This is a genomic window from Ruegeria sp. R8_1 (assembly GCF_017743815.1).
GTDB lineage: Bacteria > Pseudomonadota > Alphaproteobacteria > Rhodobacterales > Rhodobacteraceae > Ruegeria > Ruegeria lacuscaerulensis_A.
In genome coordinates, this window is sequence record NZ_JAGHRL010000005.1 from 208365 (window position 1) to 234231 (window position 25867).

22 protein-coding genes are annotated in these 25867 nt (G+C 58.0%); 14 read left to right on the forward strand and 8 right to left on the reverse strand.

Annotated features, from left to right (window positions below):
• Positions 1–95: 95 nt before the first annotated feature.
• The 4 genes from J7380_RS13175 to J7380_RS13190 are packed head-to-tail and all read left to right on the forward strand — an operon-like array spanning position 96 to position 4337.
• A complete protein-coding gene (locus J7380_RS13175) occupies positions 96–1112 on the forward strand; it encodes an FHA domain-containing protein (RefSeq protein WP_209196237.1) in 1017 nt (338 codons plus the stop codon).
• A gap of 3 nt (positions 1113–1115) precedes the next feature.
• Positions 1116–1904, forward strand: a complete 789-nt coding sequence (locus J7380_RS13180; protein ID WP_209196238.1) for a protein phosphatase 2C domain-containing protein — start codon at positions 1116–1118, stop codon at positions 1902–1904.
• A 19-nt stretch (positions 1905–1923) separates the two neighbouring features.
• On the forward strand, positions 1924–3186 hold the full coding sequence (locus J7380_RS13185; protein ID WP_209196239.1) for a transporter substrate-binding domain-containing protein: 1263 nt from the start codon (positions 1924–1926) through the stop codon (positions 3184–3186).
• Positions 3187–3230: 44 nt separating this feature from the next.
• A complete protein-coding gene (locus tag J7380_RS13190; protein ID WP_209196240.1) occupies positions 3231–4337 on the forward strand; it encodes a transporter substrate-binding domain-containing protein in 1107 nt (368 codons plus the stop codon).
• A 227-nt stretch (positions 4338–4564) separates the two neighbouring features.
• Here the strand turns inward: J7380_RS13190 and J7380_RS13195 are convergent, their stop codons facing one another.
• The 8 genes from J7380_RS13195 to J7380_RS13230 all read right to left on the reverse strand — a co-directional run bounded on the left by J7380_RS13195 (position 4565) and on the right by J7380_RS13230 (position 14456).
• Entirely contained in the window at positions 4565–6778 is a 2214-nt protein-coding gene (locus J7380_RS13195; RefSeq protein ID WP_209196241.1) for an NADP-dependent isocitrate dehydrogenase, read from the reverse strand.
• A 238-nt stretch (positions 6779–7016) separates the two neighbouring features.
• On the reverse strand, positions 7017–8177 hold the full coding sequence (locus J7380_RS13200) for a tetratricopeptide repeat protein (RefSeq protein WP_209196242.1): 1161 nt from the start codon (positions 8175–8177) through the stop codon (positions 7017–7019).
• 111 nt (positions 8178–8288) lie between these two features.
• A complete protein-coding gene (locus J7380_RS13205; RefSeq protein WP_209196243.1) occupies positions 8289–9314 on the reverse strand; it encodes a proline racemase family protein in 1026 nt (341 codons plus the stop codon).
• Positions 9315–9323: 9 nt separating this feature from the next.
• A complete protein-coding gene (locus J7380_RS13210; RefSeq protein WP_209196244.1) occupies positions 9324–10562 on the reverse strand; it encodes an FAD-binding oxidoreductase in 1239 nt (412 codons plus the stop codon).
• Positions 10559–11491, reverse strand: coding sequence for a proline racemase family protein (locus J7380_RS13215; RefSeq protein ID WP_209196245.1), 933 nt, complete (start codon positions 11489–11491; stop codon positions 10559–10561). The genes J7380_RS13210 and J7380_RS13215 overlap by 4 nt, the downstream gene beginning before the upstream one ends.
• On the reverse strand, positions 11482–12441 hold the full coding sequence (locus tag J7380_RS13220; RefSeq protein WP_209196246.1) for a dihydrodipicolinate synthase family protein: 960 nt from the start codon (positions 12439–12441) through the stop codon (positions 11482–11484). Before J7380_RS13220 ends, J7380_RS13215 begins: the two co-directional genes overlap by 10 nt.
• 153 nt (positions 12442–12594) lie before the next feature.
• A complete protein-coding gene (ugpC, locus tag J7380_RS13225) occupies positions 12595–13653 on the reverse strand; it encodes a sn-glycerol-3-phosphate ABC transporter ATP-binding protein UgpC (protein ID WP_209196247.1) in 1059 nt (352 codons plus the stop codon).
• Positions 13650–14456 (reverse strand): IclR family transcriptional regulator, encoded by an 807-nt coding sequence (locus J7380_RS13230; RefSeq protein ID WP_209196248.1) that lies wholly within the window; start codon positions 14454–14456, stop codon positions 13650–13652. Before J7380_RS13230 ends, ugpC begins: the two co-directional genes overlap by 4 nt.
• A 139-nt stretch (positions 14457–14595) precedes the next feature.
• Between J7380_RS13230 and J7380_RS13235 the strand changes: the two genes are divergently transcribed.
• From J7380_RS13235 to J7380_RS13280, 10 genes are all read left to right on the forward strand, one after another.
• Complete coding sequence (locus J7380_RS13235; protein ID WP_209196249.1) at positions 14596–15855, forward strand: ABC transporter substrate-binding protein; 1260 nt, start codon at positions 14596–14598, stop codon at positions 15853–15855.
• A gap of 94 nt (positions 15856–15949) precedes the next feature.
• Positions 15950–16873, forward strand: a complete 924-nt coding sequence (locus J7380_RS13240; protein WP_209196250.1) for a sugar ABC transporter permease — start codon at positions 15950–15952, stop codon at positions 16871–16873.
• 1 nt (position 16874) lies between these two features.
• Positions 16875–17723, forward strand: coding sequence for a carbohydrate ABC transporter permease (locus tag J7380_RS13245; RefSeq protein WP_170355113.1), 849 nt, complete (start codon positions 16875–16877; stop codon positions 17721–17723).
• A gap of 22 nt (positions 17724–17745) precedes the next feature.
• Positions 17746–19086 (forward strand): alpha-glucosidase/alpha-galactosidase, encoded by a 1341-nt coding sequence (locus J7380_RS13250; protein ID WP_209196251.1) that lies wholly within the window; start codon positions 17746–17748, stop codon positions 19084–19086.
• Between the two features lie 13 nt (positions 19087–19099).
• Positions 19100–20809, forward strand: a complete 1710-nt coding sequence (locus J7380_RS13255) for an IlvD/Edd family dehydratase (protein WP_209196252.1) — start codon at positions 19100–19102, stop codon at positions 20807–20809.
• A complete protein-coding gene (locus J7380_RS13260; RefSeq protein WP_209196253.1) occupies positions 20809–21573 on the forward strand; it encodes an SDR family oxidoreductase in 765 nt (254 codons plus the stop codon). The genes J7380_RS13255 and J7380_RS13260 overlap by 1 nt, the downstream gene beginning before the upstream one ends.
• Positions 21574–21577: 4 nt before the next feature.
• Positions 21578–22471 (forward strand): 2-dehydro-3-deoxygalactonokinase, encoded by an 894-nt coding sequence (locus J7380_RS13265; RefSeq protein ID WP_209196254.1) that lies wholly within the window; start codon positions 21578–21580, stop codon positions 22469–22471.
• Positions 22468–23073, forward strand: a complete 606-nt coding sequence (locus J7380_RS13270) for a 2-dehydro-3-deoxy-6-phosphogalactonate aldolase (RefSeq protein ID WP_209196255.1) — start codon at positions 22468–22470, stop codon at positions 23071–23073. The genes J7380_RS13265 and J7380_RS13270 overlap by 4 nt, the downstream gene beginning before the upstream one ends.
• On the forward strand, positions 23070–23930 hold the full coding sequence (locus tag J7380_RS13275; RefSeq protein ID WP_209196256.1) for an SMP-30/gluconolactonase/LRE family protein: 861 nt from the start codon (positions 23070–23072) through the stop codon (positions 23928–23930). Before J7380_RS13270 ends, J7380_RS13275 begins: the two co-directional genes overlap by 4 nt.
• Positions 23927–25846, forward strand: coding sequence for a beta-galactosidase (locus tag J7380_RS13280; RefSeq protein WP_209196257.1), 1920 nt, complete (start codon positions 23927–23929; stop codon positions 25844–25846). Before J7380_RS13275 ends, J7380_RS13280 begins: the two co-directional genes overlap by 4 nt.
• Positions 25847–25867 lie beyond the last annotated feature (21 nt).

The window sequence follows — 25867 nt, forward strand, 5'->3', positions numbered from 1 at the left end:
TCCAATCATCAGTGCCATTGCGCAGACCTGCGCGAAGGTGAGTAGCAGCCCCATGGGACCGAAGTCCCGTGCACAGAAGCAAAGGTGTCGTCACCATGTTCAAATACAAAAGCCCTCTGAGCCGGCTTCTAGAAGGTGCCGGCAAGCCGAAAGAAACCGAAACCGAAGAGGTCACCGAGGTCAGCGCTGACAAACCCGAACCGATTGCGGATTTCAATGCGCTGCGAGTCGCACTGGCGGGTAACAACATGCCGTCATCGGGTAGCTACGAAGACACAGAAGATCTGCTTCCCGAAGAGGACATGCCAGAGTTCGCAGAGAACGAAAACGTGGCCGACGCCTCGGATGACAAAATCCTGTCTGAAGTTGTCGCCGAAGCGCACGAGCCTGCAGACGAGATTGAGCCAGAACAGGTCGAAGAAGACCCAGTTGTTACGCTCCACGTTGCCACCGAGGAAACCATTGCCGAAACCGAGGTCGTTCTGGTCGACGCCACCCCTTCGGAACCCGTGATCGAAGTCGTTGCCGAGGAACCATCAGCCCAGATCGAAGAAGTTACCGCGGAAGTGGTCGATGGACCTCGGGCGCCTCAATCAGAAGAACCCGCAGCCGAGGTGGTTGAAACACCGCCCGCTCCGCAACCAGTGCAATCGGATCGTCGTGGACGGGTCAAAACCACCTTCTTGGGCTTTGAGCGTGCCGACACGCATGTGCAGGATCTGATGGAAACATCCGAACCAGTGGCCAAGACGGAAAGCGCGCAGCAAACATTCCCGGTTGGTTGGCTGGTTGTGACGGCCGGCCCAGGACGCGGGGCCTGCATAACGCTGACGGAGGGCCTGATGCAAATCGGGCGCAACGACGATCAGGCCATTCAGCTGGACTTTGGCGACACCGGCATTTCCCGCAGCAATCACGCTGTCATCGCCTATGACCCCGAAGATCGCAAGTGCTATCTGGGTCACGGCGGCAAGGCCAATCTGGTGCGCCTGAACGGCAAGCCCGTCCTTAGCACCGTAGCGCTGAACAGCGGCGACTTGATCCGCATCAGCGAAACCTCGGTTCGGTTCGCAGCCTTCTGCGATGATGGCTTTGACTGGCGGGACGCCTGATAGATGTTGGCAACCCCGGCATATGACATTGCGCTGATCCTGGATCAGGGTCGGCGTGAATCGCAGGAAGACGCGGTCGCCGCGCGCATGTTCGATGCAGCGGGAGCCGGATATATCGTGGTCGCTGACGGCATGGGAGGGCACGCGGCGGGCGATGTAGCATCAGAACTTGTCATAACCGCATGGCGCGAGGCGCTGGACGCTGAACTGGAAGAAACTGTACCGTCCGAGAGTGCGCTGATCGACGCGTTGCCATTGGCCGCCATGCAGGCCAATGCCGCCGTGGCACAGCATTCCGAAGAACAGGGCGAGGGGTTCAACATGGGTTCAACCATGCTGGGCATCCTGCTTTTGGAACAGCGGGTTTTTTGGATCTCGATTGGCGACAGCCCCTTGTACTTGTTTCGGGACGGAATGTTGCGGCAAGTCAACGAAGATCACTCGATGGCGCCGATCATCGACGCGCAACAGGCCGAGGGCAAGTTGACCCGAGAAGAGGCGCTGTCGCACCCGGATCGGAACCAATTGACCTCGGTCATCATGGGTGCCGCTATCCCGAAAGTGGATTGCCCTGAATTCCCGCTGGAACTGACCACATCGGACGTACTGATCGCTGGCAGCGATGGGCTTCAGTATCTTAGCAACCCCGAGATTGAGCACATCCTGCAGACGCAGTCGAAGGCTTTGGCACAAGATATCGCAGATGCGCTGTGGCGCGCCTTGCGCGACAAAAACGACCCCGATCAGGACAATGCGTCCATCGCAGTTCTGAAACTGACAAGAAACGATTAAAGGCAAAGCGACAGGACACATGAGACCTCATCTGATCATCTCCAGCCTGGCTCTTGCGGCTGCGACCGGCACCGTCTCGGCGCAAGAGGCGTGCTCGACTTACGAAATTCAGCGCGGCGATAGTCTGCGCGAGCTGGCTATTCAAGTTTATTCGACCGAAGATTTTGGCATCATCTTTGACGCCAACCGCGATGTAATCGGGAACAATCCGAACGTAATTCGTGTGGGTGACGTACTAACCCTGCCTTGTCTTGAAGATGTAGGCCGGGCCCCCACACCCCCTGCAACCGAGGCTGAGGCAATGGCCGCCGAGATGGCGTCCGAACTGGTCAAGGCCGCAGAGGAACGTGCTGCAAAAGCCATTGCCGAGGCCGAGGCGCGTGTCGCGGCAGCCGAGGCAGAAGCCGAGCAAGCCAGCCAGGAAGCAGTTTTGGAAGCCAAAGCCGCAGCCCGGCAGGAAATTGAAGCCGCTCGCGCCGAAGCGGCCGCGCTGATCCGGGATGCGGATGAAAGCGAGCAGCCTGAAATTCGCGACCGCCAGCTATTACTGATCACCGGCGGCAACTATGCACCTTTCACAGACGAAGCTCTGCCGCATCGGGGGCTATACACAAACCTTGTGGAAACCGCGATGCTACGTGCAGCGCCGGAACAGGGATACAAGATCCAGTTCGTCAACGACTGGTCCTCGCATCTGGACCTGCTGATGCCGACCCTGGCCTTTGACGCAACCTTCCCATGGTCGCAACCGAATTGCGACGAACCCGCGGCCTTATCGGAAACAGACCGCAACCGTTGCGAAACCTACGACTTCTCGAACCCATTCTACGAAGTGGTCGACACCTATTTCGCGCGCGAAGGTTCGGGCTATGAACAGACCCTGACATATGCTGATTTCGCCGGCACCACGATCTGCCGACCCGAAGGTTGGACGTTGTCCCACATGGACGCGGTTGGCCTTTACGAACCGGCAATCTCACTTTTGCGCCCAGTATCCCCTGACGATTGTTTTCATGCAGTTATGGAAGGTCGCGCGGATATCGTCGCGATCGAAGCCCATCTGGCCGTCGAAGCGATATCGCGCCTGGGATACGAACACCGCATCATCGAAAACCCCAACCTTGCGGCGATCAAGTCGCTTAACGTCATGACCCACAAAGATAATCCGGATGGGGAAGCGATCCTTGAGACGCTCAACCAGGGTCTGGCGATCATGCAGCAATCCGGAGAGTGGCGCGACATCGTGTCAAGCGCTCTGCGGTATCAAATGGAAAATGGCTAAGGCCCCAATTGGCCTAACAACAATAATGTCTGGAGGATGAGGACATGTTTAATATCGATCTGAAGAAAGTTGCGCTGTCGGCCACCGCCGTCACTGCCCTGAGCGCCGGAGCCGCCGCAGCACAGGAAGCCTGCACAAACTACACCGTTTCCGATGGCGACACGATGGCGACCATTGCAATCGCAGCCTATGGCACATCAAACTACCAGCCGATCTTCAACGCGAACCGCAACATCATCACCAACCCGAACGCTCTGGAGCCCGGCCTTGTTCTGGCTCTGCCCTGTGAAGATGGCAGCCTTCCCAACGGTCAGTCCGCGCAAGAGATCATTGCAGCCGAAGAACAGCGCGCGGCAAGCGTCAAACGCTCGAACGTATATGCGCCGCCCATCAAAATGGTTGCGGGCAACGGCTGGGAGCCCTTCACCACTGAAGGCCTGAGCGGCGGCGGCATTATGACCCGTCTGGCGACAACCAGCCTACAGCGTGCGGGCAACCAGCGTGACTATTCTGTCAGCTTCGTTGATGACTGGACGTCGCACCTGGAAACTCTGCTGCCACTCGGCGCGTTTGACATTTCGATCGCCTGGACTGTGCCGGATTGCACGAACCGCACCTATGAGTGGTCCCCTGAAACCGAAGCACGTTGTACGCAATTCGTGGCCTCGGTGCCGGTTTATGATGTGGTCGGCGGCTTCTATACCCTGCCAGAAAGTGACTACACAAACGCCACCACTTTCAAGGATTTCGAAGGTGCAACTGTCTGCCGCATGCAGGGTTGGAGCATGGTCGTTCTTGAAGAAGTTGGCCTGAACCATGACAACACAACTGTGGTTCAACCAAACTCGGCACGCGAATGCCTGGATGCGGTTTTGACCGGTACTGCAGATGTCGCCGCATTCGAAGTGGAACTGTTCGCAGCGACTATGAAAGACATGGGCCTGACCTCGACCGACATCGTAGAGAACCCCTATGTCTCAACACTGTCGTCGATGAGCTTCCTGGCGCACCGCACCAACCCGTTCGCTCGTGAATACATCGCGATGATGAACAAGGGTCTTAACGAGATGCGTGAATCCGGCGAATGGTACGCGATCATCTCGGATACGTTGCGCGAGCAGAACGAAAAGCTCAACGCAGCGTCCAACTAAGGCTAAACAAGAAAGGGCTGGTTGAAAAACCAGCCCTTTCTTAGATCACCAAGCCCCTAAGGGACTCCCCCAATTACCAGACTTTTCTGGACGTATAGGATGCAGCTAACCCACCCGGTGAGGTTTCGACCTCTCCACTCACTCTAAAAGGGGCCGACTTTGGGGGTCGGCCCCTTTTACTTTTCTAAATTCTTTGCACCACACGCCATGACGCGGGCCAAATGATTTTAGTCGATCAAACCGTTCAGGGTCGCACTTGGGCGCATAACCTTTGCGGTCTTAGCCGGATCGGTGTGATAGTACCCACCCAGATCAGCGGCACCGCCCTGCGCGGATGCCAGTTCCGCCAGGATCGTCTCTTCTCCGTCTGCAAGTGCCGTCGCCAATGGTGCAAATTCGGCGGCAAGTTCGGCATCGTCCGATTGCGCGGCCAAAGCCTCGGCCCAGTAACGGGCGAACCAGTAGTGGCTGTCGCGGTTGTCGGGCTGGCCAACTTTGCGGCTGGGCGAGCGATTGTGATCCAGAATACCCTGCGTTGCGGCCTCGGCCGCGGCACCCAGAACGCCTGCCTTGGCGTTGCCCTTGCTGTCGGCGAGGAAGTTCAGCGATTCACCCAGCGCGCAGAATTCACCCATCGAATCCCAACGCAAGTGGCTTTCTTCAACCAGCTGTTGCACGTGTTTCGGGGCGGAACCGCCCGCGCCGGTTTCAAACAGACCACCGCCATTCATCAGTTTGACGATGGACAGCATCTTGGCCGAGGTGCCCAGTTCCAGAATGGGGAACAGGTCGGTCAGATAGTCGCGCAGCACGTTTCCGGTGATCGCAATCGAGTCTTTGCCCGCTGTGATCGTTTCCAGCGACTGACGGGTCGCTTCGCGCGGGGCCAGGATCAGGAACTTGTCATCCACACCTGCAGCCTCAAGCGCCGGTTTGACGTAGTTGATAAGCTCAGCGTCGTGGGCGCGGTTTGCGTCCAGCCAGAAGATCGCCTCGGACCCGGTCAGGCGCTGACGGTCAATGGCCAGCTGGATCCAGTTCTCGATCGGGGCTTTCTTGACGGTGCAGGACCGCCAGATATCACCCTTTTCAACGTCGTGCGAATGCAGCGTCTCGCCATTGGCCAGAACGATACGGATGGTGCCGTCGGCGGGTGCCTGGAACGTAGTCGGGTGGCTGCCGTATTCCTCGGCCTTCTGCGCCATCAGGCCCACATTGGCGACTGCTCCGGCGGTAGCCGGGTTCAGTGCACCATTGGCTTTGAAGAAGTTGATCGTTTCGTCATAGACGGAGGCATAGCAACGGTCAGGGATCACGCAATTGGTGTCGCCCTTGGCGCCAGCTTCGTCCCAGCCTTTACCGCCTGCGCGGATCACGGCGGGCATTGAGGCGTCGATGATCACATCCGACGGCACGTGCAGGTTGGTGATGCCTTTGTCACTGTCGACCATATACATGGACGGACGGTCGCCCTTGATCGCGTCGATGGCGGCCATGATATCGGCATTGCCCTGAACACGCTCCAGCAGATCACCCAGGCCCGAGTTCGGGTTCACACCCAGCGCATCCAGCTCTGCACCAAATTTTTCGAACACAGGGGCCAGCCACGCCTTAACCGCATAGCCAAATATGATCGGGTCCGAGACCTTCATCATGGTGGCTTTCATGTGCAGCGAGAACATGGTGCCGTCTTTCTTGGTGTCCTCAATGGCCTCGGCAAGAAACGCGGACAGAGCTTTGACGGACATGAAAGTCGCGTCGGCCACGGTGCCCTCGGCCAACGGCCAGCCGTCTTTCAGAACGGTGGTGGTGCCGTCTTTGCCCACGAATTCGATCCTGGCATCGCCTGCCTGCGCGGCGGTGATGGTGGCCGATTTCTCGTTTGCGTAGAAATCATTGCCCGACATCGAGGATACTTTGGTCTTGCTGTCCGAAGCCCAATCACCCATCGAATGCGGGTTCTTCTGGGCGTAATTCTTCACGGCCTTTGCCGCGCGACGGTCGCTGTTACCTTCGCGCAGAACCGGGTTCACGGCCGAACCCTTGATGGCGTCATAGCGCGCGCGAATGGCTTTTTCTTCGTCGGTCGAGGGCTCTTCGGGATAGTTCGGAATGTCGTAACCCTGCGATTGCAGCTCTTCGACGGCGGCCACCAGCTGCGGGACCGAGGCCGAGATATTGGGCAGCTTGATCACGTTTGCTTCGGGCGTTTTCACCAGCTCACCCAAAGCGGCCAGATCATCGGTGATGCGCTGCGCGTCTGTCAGGTTCTCTGGGAAGGTCGCCAAAATGCGCCCGGCCAGAGAAATATCCTTGGTTCCAACGCTTACACCGGCCGCCGAGGCGAATTTGCGGATGATGGGCAGGAACGAGGCGCTGGCCAGCTCGGGCGCTTCGTCTACAATGGTATACAATATGTCGAAGTCTGATTTATCTGCCATATTCTTTTACCTTTTTTAAAGCCTTTCGGGGCGTGCGTTCCAAGAGCTGGCCACTTCTGCGTGGCCAAAATGGGGCGCGACTAGATTACCGCCCCAACGGTGACTCTGATTTGACAGGGCCTCCCTTAAATCAGGATTGCCTTGGGATCAATTCCCTATCTGGGGCGCAAATTGACACGGGCAGGTCGATTGTTCCGCATCCAACACGACAAAAACACAAACCGAAGGAAAAACACAACTATTGGTCAGTCGATTCCGATACCGGTTTCTCAAGTTGGAAGAAGCTCATGTCCCAGACAACTCGCTGGACGTAGTCCTGGACCACCTGATCCAAATGATCTTCGGACCCGGCATAAGCCGCCCATGGAACGGAAACGCCAGCTGGGGCAAACAAACAGTTCAAAACCCACTTTCGCCCGGCATATCCGAACCTTTGCAGCGCCGTTTCCAATTCTGATTTCGCCAAGTCAGGCCTGCCAGCCAAAGCAAAAAGCCGACCGCTCGATAGCAACTCTTTTTCGCCACGCCACTTATACCAATCAATCGCTGCGTCATACCATCGCGTGAAAAAGGTACCCTTATCTTTTTCAACGTCACCCTTCTGAAGGACGGCAATCTTCTTTATATATTCGATCCCCTTGTTCTCATCACCGATCTTGAGATGAACCAAAGCCGGCCAGTACAAATCTGATGTTTTGCCCGGCTCTAGCCGCGCAAGGTTATGTGCCGCCTCAAGAGCGCTGTCGCGGTTCCCGGTGTATTTCAGGTCGTAAAGCAGTTGAGAGTAGTGCACCCAATCTTCGTCCGGCCAGCGATCCTTGGCCTGTTTTAGAAATGCCTCGACCCCGTCAAAGCCGTTCAACTCATAGCTTAGATCCAGCAACTCATAACCAGCCTTGCCATAGCCCGAGTCGATCTTCAGGGCCGCTTGCAACCCGCGCCTTGCGGCGCGCGGGCGCCCGTTCCGTCTGTCAAAACCGGATTTGCGGTACAAGGCAAACAAACTGTCAGAATCTATCTGCAACGCGCTGTCATAATCCGCTGCTGCCGCCTGAGTGTTACCAAGGGCGTCATAGGCGAACGCGCGTCTCAAGAGTGAATTTGCGTCGTTGGGATACACCTTCAAAGCACGAGTGTAATCCGCTACCGCCTTGTCAAACTGCCGGTCGCAATAATACGCCCAACCTCGGGCTCTAAACAGCGCATTACGATTGGCCTCGGTGGCTCCGTTTCCGTTCAACAGCGCCGTACACGCAGACACTGCCTGGGTGCGCTTTGCCTTACCGCCGAAACAAGTCAGCGCAAGCTCGGAATAATCGACCGAGGATTGAGACGGCGCGTTTGCTGACAACAGCAGCGCGGTTGCAATAAAAAATAGGGCGGCAACCCGAACTTTCATGAGGATCCTTTCGCAGAGGCGACTCTTCTTAAGGTAGTAATGAGGCCCGCGGCTAAAAAGGTTTGAGAAGTACAACAGATCGTACGTGATGCCTGCAAGGCACGGTGTCGTCTAAACGCCCCAAGTGTCGCTTAACCGATACCCGCCTTGCCATGGGTCATCGGGATCCAGCATGTGCTGATGGGTACCGGTGATCCAACCCCGGCCGCTGATCTCGGGGATAATAGCAGGTCTGCCTTCCAGATCCGCATGCCCGGTAATGCAGCCTGTGAAACGCGAACCAATGATCGAAACAGCCTCGAATGTTTGACCAACAGCCAGCTCTCCCTTGGCGGCCATCAAGGCCATTCGAGCCGAGACAGCCGTTCCCGTTGGCGAGCGGTCGATCTTGCCCGGTTGTATCGCCACGGCAGATTTTCCGGTCAAGCCAGTCGGAGTCGCCTGAACCGGTCCACAAAACGCGCAGAATGAGATATGGGTCCAATCCGGGTTCTGAGGGTGGGTAAAACCCAGCTGTTCATTCGCAGCATTGGTAATCGCTACCCCAATGCGCGCGAGGTCCCGAGCCTCGTGCGCTACGATATCAAAACCCAATGTCGCCGCGTCGACCACGACAAAGCTGTCGCCGCCATATGCTGTGTCAACGACCAGCTCCCCCACACCGGGCACATCCAGTGTAGCGGCAGTTTTGTCCGCAAAACTGGGGAGGTTCCGAACATGAATACGCTCGGCTTTGCCATCGCGACAGTCAGCACGAACCCGGACCAGACCTCCCGGCGCTTCCAGCGTCAGATGCGTTTCCGGCTCTTGCATCGGGATCATACCGCTGTCCAGCAAAACGGTGGCGACGCAGATCGCGTTCGAACCGGACATGGGCGGCGTATCTTCGGGTTCCATGATGATGAATGCGGCATCCGCGTCGGGATGTTTGGGCGGCACCAAAAGGTTCACGTGGCGAAAGACACCACCGCGGGGTTCATTGAGTACAAAATTGCGCAAAGTCTGATCCTGCGCAACGAACGAGCGCTGTTCCCACAGGGTATCTCCGGGCGGGGGCAACACACCCCCTACGATGACGTCACCCACTTCACCCTCTGCATGGGCCGATATGACGTGGAGTGTTTTGACGCTGCGCATTTGACTTCTCTAAAATCGAGTAGCCGCGTAAGGCGTCATCGGGATGGGCAGTTCATCGTCGTCGATCAGCCCTGCTACAAGTTCGGCCGTACCCGCCGATTGAGTGAGCCCCAGATGCCCATGCCCAAAGGCATAAATGACATCAGGTGCGTGCGTAGCCGCCCCAATGACCGGGATACTATCCGGCAGGGATGGCCTGTGGCCCATCCATTGCGTTCCCCCCGCCGTGCTCAACCCCGGCAGAAATTGAATCGCTTTGTTCAGCAGCGTGTCGGCGCGCTTGAAATTGGGAGGCAAAGTCAGCCCACCCAATTCGACTGCACCACCGATGCGCACGCCGCCGTTGATGCGGCTGGCGACAAACCCGTGTCTTGAAAAGGTCAGATGCATCCGCAGATCGAAAGCGCCGGGTGGCAGGGTTGTGTTGTAGCCGCGCTCGGTTTCTAGCGGGATATGGTCGCCCAGTGTTTGCGCCAGATGATGCGACCAGGCACCCGCAGCCACAACAACTTTTGTTGCGTCCAGTGTCCCGTCGTCAACGGTTATCCGCACACCATGTTCTAACGGAGTCAACGCGCGAATATTGCGTATTTCGATCCGCCCCTGCCTTTCACGAAACGATTTGGCCAAATGGTCGACCCACTGCTTTGGATCGATCACGTTAAGCCAGTTTGGGGTGAAACCAGCATGAGTGAACCGTCGGCTAAGTCCCGGCTGTTTCTCGGCGATCGCCTCGGGAGTCTCAAGCAGTTCAAACTCGATTCCGTGCGCGCGTCTAAGATCCCAGGTTGGCAGGCTGGCGTGATATTCGGCCTGGGACTCATACAATTGCAGCTGCCCATCGCGCTGCATCATCTCTTCGCCATTAACAGAAGGGATCAGTCGCTCCAGAGCGGCGCTGGAAATCTTCATAAGGTTCGACTGCGCGCCCAACAAATCCGCATAGCGCGACGGCTGGCTAGCCCGCCAAAAGCGATACATCCAAGGTGCAATCTTGAACGCATAGGCAGGAGGTATCGACAACGGGCCCAGCGGGTCCAGCAACCATTTCGGCGCTTTGCGCATGATGCCAGGTGTCGCCAGCGGTTCGACCTCGGGGAAGGCAAAAGCCCCGGCATTTCCGGCCGAGGTTTGCGCGGCGACTCCGTCTTTGTCCAACACCAGCACCGAGTGTCCCCGGCGCTGTAACTCCAGCGCGGTTGTGATGCCGATGACTCCGGCCCCGATGACAACAACCTGCTGAGTCATAACTGAATGCCGTTGCGGAACGGATCAGCTGAGGCAAAAATCAAATTGGCCTGGGCCATTATATGAGCCTGCCCGGTAATCGAAGGGATAACTCCACCTTCTTTGCCAGGCTGATACGACAGGCGATACGTGCTACCAATAATGCTTTGTTGAACGATTTCCTCGCCTGGGACCAAAGCACCATCTGCCGCCATACAGGCCAACAGGGCCGAGCATCCCGTCCCGCAAGGCGAACGGTCGTAATTGTCGTCCGGGCACAGCACAAAGTTGCGGCTGTGAAGGTCCGGGTCAATTGGCGTGTCCTGAAGGATGACATGATCAATCAGCTCGCCCTTTTCGCCCCCGATGCCCTGCGCGATCGACGCCTTGCGGATGGCAACAGTCAGATCGGTCAACGCGCGAATTCTGTCAGACGTTACAGGGATCGGGCTGGGATCAACAATAAAGAACCAATTGCCCCCGTAGGCAACGTCGCCCACGATTTCACCGTGGCCCGGTACGATTATTGTCACGTCACTATGGACCCGTCGGCTTTCGATATTCCTGACTGTAACAGTGTTTTCGTCATGCAGAGTAACCGCCACCACACCGGCAGGAGTTTCAATTCGGTGCTCTCCGACATCAATGCGGCCCAGATGAGCCAGTGTAACCGCCAGCCCGATTGTGCCGTGGCCACACATACCCAACACCGCATCTACGTCGAAATAGATCACACCAGTCACGCAGGTTGGGTCGACCGGTTCAACCAACAAGGCACCGACCATTGCCGGTTGTCCACGTGGTTCAAGAAGGATGGAGCGGTAGAACTCTTTGTGATCGGCCTCCAACCTCCGTGCACGGTCAGCCAAGGGACCGGTCCCCAGATCCGGCGCGCCGTCAAGGATGACCCGCGTGGGCTCCCCACCGGTATGGCTGTCGATCACATGCATTCAGCGATCACTCCACCCTGTTTCGACCAGTTTGCGAACCATGCACCGAACAGCGCGTATTGCTGTTCGCAATAGTTGCGTTGTGCATCTGTCAGTTCATCTGTTTCGTTGAAGTGCAGACGGTATTCCTCTTCCCCGTTCAGAACCAGCAGGTGTTTGTAGTAGAGCACCAGATCAGGCCCTTCGTCAAAGCTGGACAATACATGAATTGCCTCGGTCAGCTCTTGTGCGCGTTGGCGGGCTTCGGCGTGGCCTTTGGCTGCTTTTTTAGACAACGCGGCCAGCAATAGCGCTTCGCGTGGCAATGCAGTCCCAATCCCGGTGATCGAGCCGGTGGCACCGCAATTGACAAAACCGTGGTAAACCTCGGTATCAACCCCGACCATAAGCGTGACTTGATCGTCTTGGCTGGTGATATTTTCAGCCGCATAACGCAGGTCATCCTTGCCCCCGAACTCTTTGAAACCGATCAGGTTGGGATGTTCCGCGCGCAAAGCAAAGAACAAGTCAGCACGTGTTGTGAACCCATAATAGGGACTATTGTAAATAATCGCGGGCACGTCCGGTGCGGCATTCAGAATCGCCTTGAAGTGGTTCCGCTGCGCAGTCGGAGAGCTACCACGGGACAGAACACGTGGGATCACCATAAGCCCTACAGCTCCGACTTTTTGTGCGTGGGCGGCATGGGCAACAGCAGACTTGGTGTTGATTGCTCCGGTGCCGACAACGACGGGCAGACCGGCATCGACCAGACGTTCTACCCCTTCCATGCGTTGCGCATCAGTCAACAACGGCCAATCCCCCATCGAGCCGCAATAGACAACCGCCGACATGCCTGTGTCTATCATCTGACGTCCTTTGCGAACCAAAGCGTCAAAATCCGGCTGGCGATCCGCTGTGCATGGGGTCATGAGCGCGGGCATAGTGCCGGTAAAAACGTTGGTGGTCATCGGACAATCCTTCGAAAACACAAGTTTGAGAACGCAGCGCATGCGCTGCTTTTCTTTGCGTTATCGGATATTGGATACAAAATCCACACTCAAATAACTAAAAAGGCGTCGAACTCAATGCGCGACGCCCTTCTAGCCCAAAATCTACAAAGACTATCGCAGCCGTTCGCCTGTTTCGTTGTCAAACAACATCGCCCGCTCGGCCGAAAACGAGATTCCGATTCGTGCGCCTTGTTTGCTGCGTTCATCGTCACGCTCTTCGATGATCAGCTTGTCACCATTTGCGGTCAACAGATAAGAATAGCTGACACCGCCAAGCGCTTCGGTCAGGTCCACGGTGCAGGTATCACCTGTACGATCGACCAGAAGGTGCTCAGGCCGTATCCCCAGCGTCACTTTCGTCGCATTTGCGGGGACAGAAGACGTCACCGGTACAGGATGATTGAACGCGGGGTGCGTTACACGGCCATCAACCACGTCACATTCCAAAAAGTTCATCGCTGGCGAACCAATGAACCCGGCAACGAATCTGTTGTCCGGGTCGCGGTACAAATCCATCGGAGCCCCGACCTGTTCGATCCGACCGTCTCGCAGAACGACGATCTTGTCGGCCATAGTCATCGCCTCGACCTGATCGTGGGTCACATAGATCATGGTTGCGCCGATTTCATTGTGAAGGCGCGCGATCTCAACCCGCATCTCGACCCGCAATTCGGCGTCAAGGTTCGACAACGGCTCGTCGAACAGGAACACGTCGGGACCGCGTACAATGGCCCGGCCAATGGCAACACGCTGACGCTGACCGCCGGACAAAGCCTTTGGTTTCCGTTTCAGGTATTGGTCCAACTTCAGAATGGCCGAAGCCTCCTGAACCTTTTGGTTTATCTCGGCTTTCGCCACGCCGTTCATGCGCAGGCCAAACCCCATATTCTCGGCCACAGTCATGTGCGGGTAGAGTGCGTAAGTCTGGAACACCATCGCAACGCCACGCTTGGCCGGGTCCAGATGTGTCACATCTCTTGCACCGATGTGGATTTCGCCTTCGGTGGTTTCCTCAAGTCCAGCAATCATTCGCAGCAGTGTGGACTTACCGCACCCGGAAGGGCCAACGAAAACACAAAACTCTCCGTCTTCGATCTGCAGATCGATTCCATGAATAACCTGCGTCTCGCCATATCGCTTGATCGCACCGTTCAGAGTGACCCCTGTCATGTCCCTTGCATCCTGTCGCTATTTCCGTTTGGGCGGGTTTCCGGGAACCGCCATGACTGCGCCTCAGCTCCGATCTGATCGGCCACACGGCGGACCCGAGGCACCCAAGCTTGTAGCTGGGCAAAACTCATCCGCTCGGTTGACCCAGTGATCGAGATCGCCCCCAGCATGCGCCCCCCTTCGGTCAGGACTGGGCAGGCAACGCAGATGATGCCGGGCTCATGCTCTTCATCATCAACGGCATATCCGCGCTCTCGGATCGCAACCAGATCAGCGCGCAATAGCTGCTCGGAAGCGAGCGTCTTGTCTGTAAAGCGATGAAAGCTCTGCTGTGACAAAGCTTTGGCCAGTTGGTCAGGCTCCAAATGTGCCATCATCGCCTTGCCGACACCCGTGCAATAGGCAGGACCCACCTTTCCCGCTTGCGAATACATTTCGACCGGCTGCGTCGCGTTTCTTTTGTCGACGTACAAAACCTGACCGGAATCCAGCTGCGCCAAATGAACAGTTTCCCCGGTTTCACGGCTAAGCGCGTCCAAAAATGGCCGGGCAATCGGCGCGAGTGAGCTTTGGGTCCACGCTGCGTGGGCCAGACGGACCAGACGCAGACCCGGCGCATAGGTCTGTCTGTCGGGGTCATAAGACAACATACCCTGATTGGTCAGCGATTGGAGAAACCGATATAGCGTGGCCTTTGGGAAATCGCTGTGCTCAAGCAATTCGCCAAAGCGAACCGGACGCGCGAAAGCCGCAACCTGATCCAGCACATCACATGCTTTACCTATCGTTCCGTCACCAGCCACGGGCGCGCATTCTCCTCCACTTACCCGATGGCCGAGGCCACGAGGGTCTTGACAAGACTAACCGAGTCGATGTGTAGTTTTCAACATATAAAACTGAGTTCCACAATATGGAACCATATGGAAGCTAAGGGAGGAAACCATGCATTCCATCTACAAGCGCACAACGGCCGCGCTGGCCATGAGCGTTGCACTTGCCATTCCGGCCTATGCCGAGTTGACCGGCGAGCTTCGGATTTTCCTTGATACATCGAACCCGGCGCCACGCGCGACGATGGAGGCGATGATCGATCAATTCGCAGCTAAACATCCGGGGCTTGAGATCGAAACCACCGTGATCGACCGCGAAGCCTACAAGACCCAGATCCGCAACTTCCTGACCGCCGATACTCCCGATGTGGCCAACTGGTACGCCGCCAACCGCATGAAACCCTATGTCGAGGCCGGCCTGTTCGAAGACGTCTCGGACCTATGGGCTGAACCCGAAATCGGTGAAAACCTCGCCTCGACAAAGGGCGCCATGACCATCGATGGCAAGCAATGGGGCGTACCTTATACCTATTACCAGTGGGGCGTGTACTACCGCAAAGACATCTTCGATGAGCTGGGCCTGTCCGAGCCTACGACTTGGGAAGAAGAGCTGGCGAACTGTCAGAAGATCGTCGAGTCCGGCCGCGCCTGCTATACGATCGGCACCAAGTTCCTTTGGACCGCCGGGGGCTGGTTCGACTACCTCAACATGCGCACCAACGGGTTCGATTTCCATCAGCAACTGGCCAATGGCGAAGTCAGCTGGGAAGACGACCGCGTCAAACAGACTTTTGCCAACTGGCGTCAGTTGATCGACATGGGCGCATTCGTCGACAACCACCAGACCTATAGCTGGCAAGAGGCCCTGCCCTTCATGGTCAATGGCGACGCCGCGGCCTATCTGATGGGCAATTTCGCAGTGGCCCCCCTGCGCGAAGCGGGTCTGACGGATGACCAACTGGATTTCTACCAGTTCGTCGCCATCAACCCCGATGTCGAACTGGCCGAGGACGCGCCAACCGACACGTTCCACATCCCATCGAACGCCTCGAACAAAGAAGCCGCGCGTGAATTCCTGCGCTTTGTCGTTTCGCCCGAGGTGCAGACCCAGATCAACAACGGCCAGAACCTCGGTCAGTTGCCGATCAACGCAAAATCTTCGGTGGATGACGACAAATTCCTGCTGCAAGGGTTCGAGATGCTGTCGACCAACAGCCCCGGCGGCGTCGCCCAGTTCTGGGACCGCGATGCACCAGCGGAAATGGCCAAAGTCTCAATGGAAGGCTTCCAGGAGTTCATGGTCAAACCCGACAATCTGGACCGCATCCTGTCCAAACTGGAACGCGCTCGCGGCCGGATTTACGAGAACTGATCCGGGCAGGCCGGACTTCGGTCCGGCCTGATCCACGTACAGCGTCAGGCGGGTGCCAACCCGCCTGACACCGCCGAACAACCACGGAAGTCCCATGTCCGCAGTCGACACCCCTGAACACGAAAGCTGGTTCCACAGAAACCAACAGCGTATCGCACCGTGGCTGTTTCTTGCCCCCGGCCTGCTGTTCTTCATGGTCTATGTGATCATCCCGGTCTTTCAGTCTTTCAACCTGTCGCTTTACGAATGGGACGGGTTGGGCGCGGCGGAATATGTGGGGTTTCGCAATTACGAAGACCTGTACTGGGAGTGGGTCGACCGGGATGCGTTCTATACCTCGCTCAAGAACAATCTGATCTGGCTGATCCTATATCTGGCCGCGATCCCGGCGGGTCTGTTCATCGCGCTGTTCCTGAACCAGACGGTTGCGGGCATACGCCTTTATAAGTCGCTGTTCTTCTTCCCCTTCGTGATCTCTCAGGTCGTGGTGGGGCTGGTCTTTACATGGTTCTACGACCCCACCTTCGGCCTGCTAAACGAATTCCTAGGCTTCTTCGGCCTCGGCCCTCTGAACGTGCTGGGGGATGAGCGGTTCGTGACCTATGGTATCATCGTCGCGGGCCTTTGGCCGCAGACCGCCTATTGCATGATCCTCTACCTCACCGGCCTGAACGCCGTGGATCCCGAACAGATCGAGGCCGGACGTCTGGACGGTGCAAAAGGCTGGCGGATGCTGTGGCACATCATCCTGCCCCAACTGCGCCCCGCTACCTTCATCGCCTTTGTCGTGACAATCATCGGCGCGCTGCGCAGCTTTGACCTGATCTCGATCATGACCCAGGGCGGGCCTTTTGGGTCGTCCCGCGTACTGGCCTATTACATGTTCGAGGTCGCCCTGTCCGAATACGGGTTCCGCATGGGATATGGCGCGGCGATCGCCGTGATCCTGTTCCTGATCATGCTGTGTTTCATCGCCTATTTCCTGTGGTCGATGTACCGCGAAGAAAGGGGGCACTGACATGTTCCCCAAACCCATAGAAAAACAACCCCGCGCGGCCCAGATCACCTATCAGGCGATGCTGCCCATTGCGCTGCTTCTGTGGCTGGGGCCGTTGCTTGCCGTAGCGCTGTTCTCGGTCAAACCGGCGGCAGACTTTACCAACGCTAATTATTGGGGCCTGCCCTCTAGCTTTGAGGGCGCGGTCAACTATGGGCAGGTGTTCTTCAATTCCGACATGCCGCGCTACCTGCTGAATTCATTCCTGATCACCATCCCCACCGTGATCGGCGCGGTGGCTCTCAGCTGCATGACCGGTTTTGCATTGGGCATCTACAAGTTCCGCTCGAACCTGTGGATTTTCTTTCTGTTCGTCGCAGGCAATTTCGTACCCTTCCAGATCCTGATGGTGCCTGTGCGCGACCTGACGCTGGAACTTGGCCTCTATAACACCAAAACCGGGCTGGTACTGTTCCACATTGCGTTTCAGACTGGGTTCTGCACGCTGTTCATGCGCAACTTCATCCGCGCCCTGCCGTTCGAGTTGATCGAAGCCGCACGGGTCGAAGGTATCAGCGAGGTCCGCATCTTCTGGTACGTGGTCCTGCCACTGATGAAACCGGCGATTGCCGCGCTCAGCGTGCTGATCTTCACCTTCATCTGGAACGACTATTTCTGGGCCGTCGTGTTGACCCAGGGTGCCGAAAGCCAGCCGGTCACGGCGGGCATTACCAGCTTCAACGCCCAGTTCCGCGCAGCCTACCAACTCATGAGCGCGGGTTCCATCGTCGCCGCCCTTCCGCCGGTGGCCATGTTCTTCCTGATGCAGAAACACTTCATCGCGGGCCTGACGCTGGGGGCAGTGAAATGACATCAAATCAGAGGTTTGCAACATGGTAAAGATTGCCTTTATCGGAGCGGGCTCGACCATCTTCATGCGCAATATCGTGGGTGACGCGCTGCTGACCCCATCTCTGGCCGACAGCCACTTTGCCCTGATGGACATCGACCCCAACCGGCTGGCCGAAAGCGAAACCGTCGCTGATGCCATGATCCGCTCGGTTGGCACTGGGGCCAGTGTCACCACCCATACCGACCGCCGCGCAGCGCTGGATGGGGCTGATTTCGTGATCACCGCGTTTCAGGTCGGTGGCTACAAGCCCTGCACAGTGACGGATTTCGAAATCCCCAAGCAATACGGGTTGCGCCAGACCATTGCCGATACTTTGGGTGTCGGCGGCATCATGCGCGGGCTGCGCACCGTGCCTGTGCTGTGGGACATAGCGCAGGACATTATGCAGCTGTGCCCCAATGCCACCCTGCTGCAATATGTCAACCCGATGGCTATCAACACATGGGCCCTGGCCGAGCACTTTCCGGCGCTGAAGCATGTGGGCCTGTGCCATTCGGTCCAGAACACAATCGAAGAGCTGGCCAACGATCTGGATCTGCCCAAGCATGACATCCGCCACAAGGTCGCCGGGGTGAACCACGTTGCCTTCTTTCTGCGGCTAGAGCATCAGGGGCGCGACCTCTACCCCGCCTTGCGGCAGGGATATGCCAGTGGGCAAATACCGAAGCCACCGCTGCTGATGCCGCGATGCCCCAACAAGGTGCGGTACGAGGTGATGGATCATCTGGGCTATTTCTGCACCGAAAGCTCTGAACATCTGGCCGAATACGTGCCATGGTTCATCAAAGACGGGCGGCAGGATTTGATCGAGCAATTCTCGATCCCGCTGGACGAATATCCCACCCGCTGCGAGGAGCAGGTCGCCGCTTGGCAGGAACAGGCCAAGACCCTGACGGATGGGCGCGATATCGACGTGACCCGCAGCCATGAATTCGCCGCCGACCTGATGAACGCCATCGTCACTGACACGCCCTATGTCGCTTACGGCAACCTGCCCAACACGGGCCAAATCCCGCAATTGCCGCTGGGTGCTGCGGTTGAAACCCCCTGCCTGGTAGACAGCAACGGCGTGCAGCCTTCGGTCGTCACCGACATCCCGCCGCAACTGATCGCGCTGATGCGCAGCCAGATAAACGTCCAGGAACTGACAGTCCGCGCGCTGGTCGACCAGAACCCCGAACACATCTATCACGCCGCGATGATGGACCCCCACACCGCCGCCGAGCTGGACCTGCGCCAGATCCGCCATCTGGTCAGCGATCTGCTGACCGCTCATTCCGACTGGTTGCCGGACTGGTGCCAGCCCGCCAAAGCCGCTTGAAAGGGCTTCGCAAATGACCAAGAAACGCCGATCAGAACACTGGTATGGAAAGCTGGACAAGGACGGGTTCATCCACCGCTCGTGGATGAAAAACCAGGGCTTTCCAGATCACGCTTTTGATGGCCGCCCCATCATCGGCATCTGCAACACATGGTCGGAACTGACGCCTTGCAACTCGGGCCTGCGCGATCTGGCCGAGGGCGTCAAACGCGGCGTATGGGAGGCCGGCGGCTTCCCGGTCGAGTTCCCGGTCATGTCGCTGGGCGAGACCCAGATGAAGCCCACCGCCATGCTGTTCCGCAACCTGCTGGCCATGGATGTAGAGGAATCCATCCGCGCCTATGGTATCGACGGAGTTGTCCTGCTGGGCGGGTGCGACAAGACCACGCCGGGCCAGTTGATGGGCGCGGCCTCGGTCGATCTGCCGTCGATCGTGGTCAGTTCCGGCCCGATGCTGAACGGCAAGTTCAAGGGCAAAGATATCGGCTCGGGCACGGATGTGTGGAAGTTCTCGGAAGAGGTCCGCGCGGGCGAAATGACCCTGCAGGATTTCATGAACGCTGAATCCGGCATGTCGCGCAGTAAGGGTGTCTGCATGACCATGGGCACGGCCTCCACTATGGCGTCCTTGGTTGAGGCGATGGGCATGTCCCTGCCCACCAATGCGGCGCTGCCCGCCGTTGATGCGCGCCGCATGGCGCTGGCGCATCTGACCGGCAAACGGATTGTCGAGATGGTGGACGAAGACCTCAAACCCTCGGATATCCTGACCAAAGAGGCGTTTCAGAACGCAATCCTGACCAATGCCGCCGTGGGCGGGTCGACCAACGCGGTGGTTCATCTGCTGGCGCTGGCGGGTCGCGTGGGCGTGGACCTGACGCTGAAGGATTTTGAAATCGGGTCAGAAATTCCGCTGCTGGTGAACTGTATGCCCTCGGGCCAATACCTGATGGAGGATTTCTGCTATGCCGGTGGTGTTCCGGTAGTGCTGAACGAACTGAAGCCCTTTTTACGGCCTGCGATAACCGTTCTGAACAAGGACATCTCGGCCCATTATGAGGGGGCCGAATGTTACAACACCGACGTCATCCGACCCTTCAACGATCCGGTGAAACCTGCGGCGGGCCTGCGGGTTCTGCGCGGCAATCTTGCGCCGAACGGGGCAATCGTGAAACCCTCGGCGGCGACAGATGAATTGCTGGAAACCGAAGCCGAAGCCTTTGTGTTCGAAAGCATCGAAGACCTGAAGGCCAATATCGACCGCGACGATCTGCCAGTGACGCCCGAGACCATTTTGGTGCTCAAGGGTTGCGGCCCCAAGGGCTATCCGGGCATGCCCGAGGTTGGCAACATGCCGATCCCGGCCAAGTTGGTCAAAGAAGGCGTGCGCGACATGATCCGCATCTCGGACGCGCGCATGTCGGGCACCGCTTTCGGCACCGTCATCCTGCATGTCAGCCCCGAGGCGCAGGCGGGCGGCACGCTGGCGTTGGTCAAGACCGGAGACCGCATCCGCGTATCGGCCAGCAATGGCGAACTGGAACTGCTGGTGGATGAAAAGGAGCTGGACGCCCGCCGCGCCGCGTGGCAACCGGACGATCCGCACTACACCCGCGGCTATGCCCGGCTTTACATCGACCATGTGCTGCAAGCCGATCAGGGCGCGGATCTTGATTTTCTGGTGGGCAAAGACACCCGCCTTGTCACCCGAGAGAGCCACTGATGACCCAACCCGCCACCTTCCACGACCTGCACGGGGCCTCGGTCTACATCACCGGCGGTGGGTCCGGCGTGGGTGCAGCCCTGACCGATGGGTTCATGGCGCAAGGGGCCAATGTGGCCTTTATCGGACGCTCGGACGCCAGCGAATTTGTCGAACAGATGCGCGACAAGCACGGCCGCGCACCCTTATTCCTGCAAGGCGACATGACCGATACCGACTTACTGCACGCCACCATGCAACAAGCCGCCCAGGCACATGGCCCCCTGAACGTGCTGGTCAACAACGCTGCCAATGACAAGCGCCACACGCTTGAAGAAACCACGCCCGAATTCTGGGACTGGATGATCGAGGTCAACCTCAAGGCTTATTTCTTTGCCTGCCAACAAGCCGCGCAGCAGATGACGGCGGGCGGGGCGATCATCAATTTCAGCTCGATAAGCTACATGATGGGGAATGCGGGCTATCCCATCTACACCACCGCGAATGCCGGTATCACCGGCATGACCCGGTCGCTTGCGCGCGAGTTGGGGCCGCAGAACATCCGCGTCAACGCCCTGGCCCCCGGCTGGGTTCTCACGCAAAAACAGCTGGATATGTGGGCCACGCCCGAGGATCTGGCCGCCCACATGGACCGCCAATGCCTCAAGGAACATTTGACGCCAGCGGATATGATTGCGCCCACCTTGTTTCTGGCCTCAAACGCCAGCCGCGCCATGACCGGACAGTGCATGGTGGTGGATGGCGGCGTCGTGGTAACGGGGTAGCACCATGAGTATTGAATGGATTGCAGCGGACTGGGGCACCTCTCACTTGCGGGTTTGGGCCATGCAGGGCGGCAACGTTCTGGATCAGGCTCAATCCGACAAAGGGATGGGTAAGCTTCCGAAAGATGGGTTTCAAAACGCGCTGTTGGAACTGATCGATGACTGGTTAGGGGACGCACCGGTCGATGTCGTCGCCTGCGGCATGGTCGGCGCGCGCCAGGGTTGGGTTGAGGCCCCCTACTCGGCCGTGCCAACGACCCCGGTGCCTGAAACGCCTGTTCGTGTACCAAATACAGACCCCCGCATTCGCGCTTTTGTGGTGCCCGGACTGAAACAGGCTACCCCGCCAGATGTGATGCGTGGAGAGGAAACGCAAATCGCTGGTTTCCTGTCTGGGCGCAAGAACTGGGATGGTGTGATATGCCTGCCCGGCACGCACACCAAATGGGTCCAGGTCAGCGCCGACGAGGTCGTCAGTTTCCGAACTTTCATGACAGGCGAGATGTTCAGTCTGCTTAGTGAGCAATCTGTACTCAGACACTCGGTCGGTGACGGCTGGGATCAGGACGCTTTTGCCGAGGCCACGGCGGACGCCCTGTCGAAACCCGAACAGATGGCGGCACGCTTGTTTGGGCTGCGCGCATCGGATTTGTTGAACGCAGATGATCCGGGCACCGCGCGCGCGCGATTGTCCGGTTACCTCATCGGGGCAGAACTGGCCGCCACCCGCCCCTACTGGCTGGGGCAACAAATCGCAATCATCGGGGCGGACAACCTTTCCAAGATCTATGCGCACGCGCTTAAACAGCAGGGCGCATTTGTTGAAATTGCGAACAATACCCAGGCCACTCTGGAGGGTCTGCGTCAAGCCCGGAACCGCACGAGGCAAACAGCATGAGCAGACCCATTATCGCCATTCTCAGAGGACTGCGTCCTACCGAAGCTGCAGATGCAGGCGCCGCCCTGATCGACGCGGGCATCGACAAAATCGAAGTTCCGCTGAACTCTCCCGACCCGCTCGAAAGCATCGGGATTCTAGCCGACAAATACGGCGAAAAATCCCTGATTGGCGCTGGTACGGTCTTGACCACAGATCAAGTGGAAGCCGTGGCCGGTGTCGGAGGTAAGCTGATCGTTTCACCGAATTGCGACATCGACGTCATCAAACGATCGGTCAGTCTGAACCTGCAAAGCTGGCCAGGCATCTATACACCGACCGAGGCTTTCAATGCTCTCAAAGCCGGGGCAACCGGCCTTAAGCTGTTTCCCGGTGTGATGGCAGGCCCCGCGGGTTTGGCTGCGTTGCGCCCCGTTTTGCCCGCAGGCACACAAGTCTTCGCCGTCGGTGGCGCAGGCCCTGAAAACTTTAGCGAGTGGATCAACGCCGGCGCAGATGGGTTCGGCATAGGATCAGCCCTGTTCAAACCGGGTATGTCAGTGCCCGAGATTGCCGAGCGCGCCCGCAAGATCGTTGCGGCCTATGACAAGGCGGTTGGATGAACTCCGTCTACGACGATCGCCCCTGCGAGCTGGGCGAGGGGCCACTGTGGCACCCCGGTCGGCGACAGCTGTTCTGGTTCGACATTCTTGGAAAACGGCTGCTCACGCAACGTGACGGCGCACCCCAAAGCTGGCAATTCGATGAACATGTCTCAGCAGCAGGGTGGGTCAACCGGGGCGTGCTGCTTATTGCGTCTGAAACCGGCCTGTGGCGGTTCAGCCTGGACACTGGCGAAAAAGAGTTGATCGCAACACTAGAGGCAGACAATTCCATAACGCGTTCGAATGATGGCCGGGCTGATCCGTGGGGCGGGTTCTGGATCGGAACGATGGGCAAGAACGCGGAACATGGGGCTGGGGCGATCTATCGGTTTTGGCGTGGCGAAGTCCACCGTTTGGTGCCAGATGTCACGATTTCGAACGCCATCTGTTTCGCGCCGGACCGATCCTGTGCCTATTTTTCTGACACAATAACCAAACAGGTTATGCGCTGGTCGCTGAACCCTCAGACTGGCTGGCCGGAAGGCGACAGCACCGTTTTCCTTGACCTGCGCGATGATCACCTGAACCCTGACGGCGCGGTGGTAGATGCCGAAGGCCAGATATGGATCGCACAATGGGGTGCGCATCGCGTCGCAGTGTATTCTCCTGACGGGCAGTTCCTGAAAGCCGTGACCTTTGACGCGGCGCATACGTCATGCCCGGCGTTTGGAGGTGACGATCTGACAACCCTTTTCTGCACAACCGCGCGCCAGGGGCTGGATGCCGAAACGCTTAGAAACCATCCCACAAACGGTATGACCTTTGCCGCCCCAAATGCGGGGCAAGGCCAGCCAGAATACAGAGTGATCCTATGAAGCCCGAACTCGGCGTCTGCTATTACCCCGAACACTGGCCAGAAGAAATGTGGGCTGAGGATGCCGCCCACATGGTCGAGACCGGGCTGTCCTGGGTACGGATTGGCGAATTCGCCTGGAGCCGGATGGAGCCTGCTCCGGGCGATTTGCAATTCGACTGGCTGGATCGGGCTATTGAAACACTCGGAGCAGCCGGTCTGAAAGTGGTTCTGGGAACCCCGACTGCCACACCTCCGCGGTGGATGATTGAGAAACATCCTGACATGCTGGCAACGAACCCGGATGGAAGCCCGCGCAAATTTGGTTCACGCAGGCACTACTGCTTTAGCCATGAAGGTTATATCGCGGAATGCGCGCGGATCACCCGTATCATGGGCGAACGCTATGGCCGAAACCCTCATATCGCAGCATGGCAGATCGACAATGAATACGGCTGCCACGAGACCACCCTCAGCTACAGCCCGGTCGCGCTTGTCGCGTTTCAGAGCTGGCTTGAGACGGAATATGGTTCGATTGACGCGCTCAATACGGCGTGGGGGAATGTGTTCTGGTCGATGGAATATGACGGGTTCGACCAGATTGACCTGCCCAACCTGACTGTGACTGAACCCAACCCCGCCCATGTTCTGGCCTTTCGCCGGTTCAGCTCGGATCAGGTGGTGGTGTTCAACAAGGCACAAGTGGACGTGTTACGCGTGCTGACCGATGCGCCGTTGTTGCACAATTACATGGGTCGCGTGCTGGAGTTCGACCATTTCAAGGTGGGCGAGGACTTGGATATCGCCACATGGGACAGCTATCCGATCGGCTTTCTGTCTGACCGTCTTGAGGTGGACGAGGCGCACAAGACCGCCTTTTTGCAACAGGGTGATCCTGACATGCAAGCCTTCCATCACGACCTCTACCGCGCGGTGGGGCGGGGTCGCTGGTGGGTGATGGAGCAACAACCCGGCCCGGTGAACTGGGCCCCATACAACCCGGCGCCGCTGCCGGGTATGGTCAAGCTTTGGTCGCTTGAGGCTGTCGCCCATGGGGCCGAGGTGGTCAGCTACTTCCGCTGGCGTCAGGCACCGTTCGCACAAGAACAGATGCATGCTGGGCTTTTGACGCCGAATGATCGCCCCGCCCCCGGATTAGCTGAGGCGCGGGAAACTGCAGACACCTTGGCCGAAATCGGTCAGGTGGCCCAAACAAGGGCGGACGCTGCCATTCTGTTCGACTATGCCTCGGACTGGGCATGGGCCACGCAACCTCAAGGCGCTGGATTTGATTACTTCCGGCTGGTTTTCTCGGCCTATCGCGCCCTGCGCCGCGCGGGACTGTCGGTGGATTTCCTTTCACCCGACACAATCCCAGAGAACGGATACAAAATCATTCTGGCACCGGGCCTGGCGACAATCGACAAAGACCTTGAGCATCGCATCCAACAGGGATGCACTCTGGCGATCCTTGGACCGCGCAGCGGAGCGATCACCCACGATTTTCAGATCCCAAGCACAGGCCGCCCCGGATTAACCGGATTGGACAGCGAAGTTGACCTGATTGAGACCTTGCCACCGTCGATCCAACGAAACGTCACAGGTGGTGGTGCGGCCCAGCATTGGGTCGAGCGGTTGTCGGGAACAGCTCCGGCCTTGTTGACTCATGCAGATGGCAGCCCCGCGCTTACAGGTACAGATACCCTTTGGTACCTCGCTGGGTTTCCCGATGAGCCTCTATGGGATCGCGTCGTTCAAATGGCGGCCCAACATACGGGATTGAAACTGCACCCTGTTCCCGGTGGTCTGCGCCGCCGCGAGACTGAACACCACGTTTTCCTGATCAACTACAACGCGACACCGGTCACGTGGAACGGGCACGTGATTGATGCCTGTGATGTATTGATCGTTGAGAAAGAAACGCCCGCCGAAGGATAATTCCGGCGGGCGTGATTGACG